General features: G+C 54.1%; 2 protein-coding genes. Both read left to right on the top strand.

The features are described from left to right. The first annotated feature begins 258 nt into the window (after positions 1–258). The gene (locus GXX57_01090; protein HHV43250.1) at positions 259–1,458 is read left to right on the top strand and encodes an ROK family transcriptional regulator; all 1,200 of its coding nucleotides are present in this window, start codon (positions 259–261) and stop codon (positions 1,456–1,458) included. A 115-nt stretch (positions 1,459–1,573) separates the two neighbouring features. Then, positions 1,574–3,019: a family 43 glycosylhydrolase gene (locus GXX57_01085; GenBank protein HHV43249.1), complete on the top strand. Its 1,446-nt coding sequence runs from the start codon at positions 1,574–1,576 to the stop codon at positions 3,017–3,019. Positions 3,020–3,560: the final 541 nt, after the last annotated feature.

Below are 3,560 nucleotides of genomic sequence, written 5' to 3'. Positions count from 1 at the left end.
CCCAACAAATGCTTAACCTCGCTGCCTTTATCCATGGTAATCGTTGGGACGAGTACTGGCAGCCAAAAATAGCATAGTGTACGGGGGTAGAGTGATGATTTCTACCTACGTTTTGTGCGTGCACCCGCAATAGGCAATACCTTTGTTGGTTGCCAGAAACCGGCGGTTACTGTAGAATATGGGATAAGTTATCGCAAGTTGTGGAATAAGCCCTAGTTATTTCCTAGGGTAGTGGGGTTAAGAAAAGGGTGTTGTGAGATGGCTTTGGAGGTCTTGCCCTTTGAAATAAGGGATCCGAGAAGATCGTTAGTGCTTCGGCTGATCAAAGAGTCGGGGCCGATTTCCAGAGGGGAAATTGCTGAACGAACTGGTTTTATTTCTTCCACGGTGGCGAATATTACCAACGACTTGATTGAGGCAGGCTTGGTAAAAGAGGGGCAGCAGGGTCCTAGCCAGGGGGGCAGACGTCCCATGCTGCTGGAGCTGAACGGGGAACACGCCTACGTGGTTGGTGTGAACATCGGCTACAGCAATATTGTGGCGCTACTGGTTGACCTAGCCGGGAAGGTGATGGATCGGGCAGTGGTGTCTACATTACCCTGGCGGGGCTGTGACGCTGTCTTGCAATCGGTGGCCGGAGCGGTGAGAGATCTGCTGAAGAACAATCCCCAAGCAGCGGACAAGGTCAGGGGCATCGGTGTGGGTGTGCCAGGTATTGTGGACCCGCGCCTGGGGGTTTCGGTCTTCTCCCCAAACCTGCAATGGGAACGGGAGCCTGTTGCCGCCAAGCTAAGTCGTCTAGTGGGGATTCCGGTTGTAGTGGACAATGACGTGCGTATGGCGACCCTCGGGGAATGGCGCTATGGGGCCGGGAAGGGGTCCAACGACTTCATCGCGTTGTTTGTGGGGTCCGCGGTGGGTTGTGGCCTAGTGTTGAACAGCACACTACACTATGGGGCCACCAGTAGTGCGGGGGAGATTGGACATACCATCGTTGAGCCCGACGGACCCCATTGCAGCTGCGGACGCGACGGGTGCTTAGAGGCTGTGGCCTCAGGACGGGCCATTGCGGCATCGGCCATTGCGGGTCTTACCATGGGGATCAACTCTTCCTTGGCCGCCGCAGTGGGCGATGATATGTCTAAGGTAACTGCGGCCTTGGTGGCGGAACATGCCGCGGCAGGGGACCCCTTCTGCAGTGAATTGATGCGACGCACCGGTTCCTATTTAGGCTCAGCCATTGCCACCCTGGTGAATACGCTGAACCCGGAAATCGTGGCCATCGGCGGTGGCGTTTCCCGAGCGGGTGAACTGCTGCTGCAACCCATTAGGGAAAGCTACCGGGAGAAAGCCATTAAACACGTGATGGATTCGGTACAGATCATCCCTGCCCAATTGGACAAAGACGCAGGTCCGCGGGGTGCTGCGGCTCTGGTGATCGATCGATTGATGGTGTGAGCTGCACCCACAGTGTGGGGCGATTCATTTGAACTTGACAGAAATTCTTCCATGAGACAAGATACAGGACTCTTGCTAATCCAATGCGCAAGGGGACAACAAGGGGGCGACGCCAGTGGGTTCTTACTTTCGAAATCCTGTGATCAGCCAACCGGGTGCTGACCATGGTGATCCCTTTGTCATTAATTATCTGGGTAGATATTATCTTTATCACACCGGTAGAACGGGGGTTCACGCTTACACTTCAACGGATCTTGTCCACTGGAATTATGAGGGTACGGTCTTGAGTCCCTGCGGGGGAGAACACTGGGCGGAAGTAGAGTATTGGGCCCCCGAGGTTTTGTACATAGACGGTGTCTTTTACATGTACGTAAGTGGCACCAGGAAGACTCCGCAGGGGCGTGGTGATGATCAGCTGCGGAGGTTGGGCATCGCCCGCAGTCGGCATCCCTTGGGTCCCTTCCAATGGGACTCGCAACCACTTTTTGACGAGTGGTCCATCGATGCCCATCCCTTTAAGGACGAAAACGGTGCCCTGTGGATGTTTTATAATATCAGGACCGACGCCACTAGATATATCGACGGTACGGTGGGCTGTGGTAACGTGGTGGAGGCCATGTTAGCCCCGGATCGTGCCGCGGGGAATCAGACCCGGGTTGCCTTTCCTACGGAACGCTGGGAAGGCGACAGGGAAGGCACCTGGTACTGGAATGAGGGTCCGTGGGTGTTAAAGAGAAGAAACTGGTATTACCAACTGTACAGCGGTGGCTGTTATCGGGATGAAACCTACTCCCTAGGCCTCGCTTTTGCTCCTTCGCCTATAGGTCCCTGGACCAAGTACGAGAAAAACCCTATTTACACCAGCACAGCAGCCATTATTGGTCCTGGTCACAACAGTGTGGTGTTGGGTCCCGACGGAGTCAGTCTGTATTGTGTATATCACGGGCGGATTCCTGGGGATACGGGTCGTAAGGTACATATTGATCGGCTCTTTTGGGTGGGTGATCATCTGGAGATCCTAGGGCCCACCGACGGCGATCAACCCATGCCTCCAGGACCCGTATATGACCCCCGCGTGTCCCATTGGAAGGCCAGTGCCTGGGTGCGGGGAAGCAAGGTGGAGGTCTGCGGCATTTTCCTGAGTCTGACCACGGGGGGCTACCATCATTTACAGGCCAGCTACAGCGCCGGCTTAGTGAGGGTTCATCTTGATGGTGAAGAGAAGTATGCCGGAGAAGCCTTGGACGATGTTTTCCTGTCGGTCTGTGATGGAGCGGTGGAAGGGTTGATGCAGACCTCGTGCTTGGAGGATGCGAACATTTATGAATTGCCCTGTGGCCGCGAAAAGACGTGGCGGTTTGGTTCTAGAGGCCCTGTGGAACTGGCCATCGCGGTGCGGGGAGGCCTTCGACTCTACGCGGATGATGTCCTGATCTGGGAAGGTCACACCGATGCCTTCTCCTTGGTTCGCTCTACCCTTCCCGGGGGATTGCGGGAGCTTAAGGTGGTTTCCCAGCAGCATGGGACTTCCGTTACCGACCTACTCTTGATTGCCCGGTAACCACAGGTGAGAATCGCTGAAGGAGCAAATCTGTTGGATACTGGATCTTTAGACCCATCTTAGGTGCTGTCCTGACCGTAGGGACAGCATTGTTTATAGGTAAGGAGTACCATTGGTCAAGGCCCTGGGAATCTTGTTCGAGGGGTCTTGAACCTTACGAGGAAAATAGGAATAGAAGACGAGAGGCTCATCTTTCGAGGGAGAGTGTGGCCCTTTGGTCTGGTTGCACTCTCCTTTGTTTTTCTGTCCAGACAGTCCGTTTACCCCGTCCTGATCCCATAGGATAAACCCTTGTTCACTGGGGAATAGGGCCTGCAAGTTGCGTGGCTATTGCGAAACAAGTTTACGCAACTGATATGCACTGCGGTGAACAAGTTGAGAACAGTATTGCATTGTGTTGCGGAGTGTGATATATCCGGTATTTCGCACCCTTGCACGCAGAAGCCGTTGAATTTTTTTCTTAGGTTCTTGCGAGGTATATCCTCTCATCATATCCTGCCAATCTGAGCAACTTCAAAATCTCAGGAGATGTATTCGTTGG

It is taken from the genome of Bacillota bacterium, from assembly GCA_012839765.1.
Taxonomy (GTDB): domain Bacteria; phylum Bacillota; class Limnochordia; order DUMW01; family DUMW01; genus DUMW01.
This window is presented reverse-complemented; position numbering and strand designations above follow the sequence as displayed.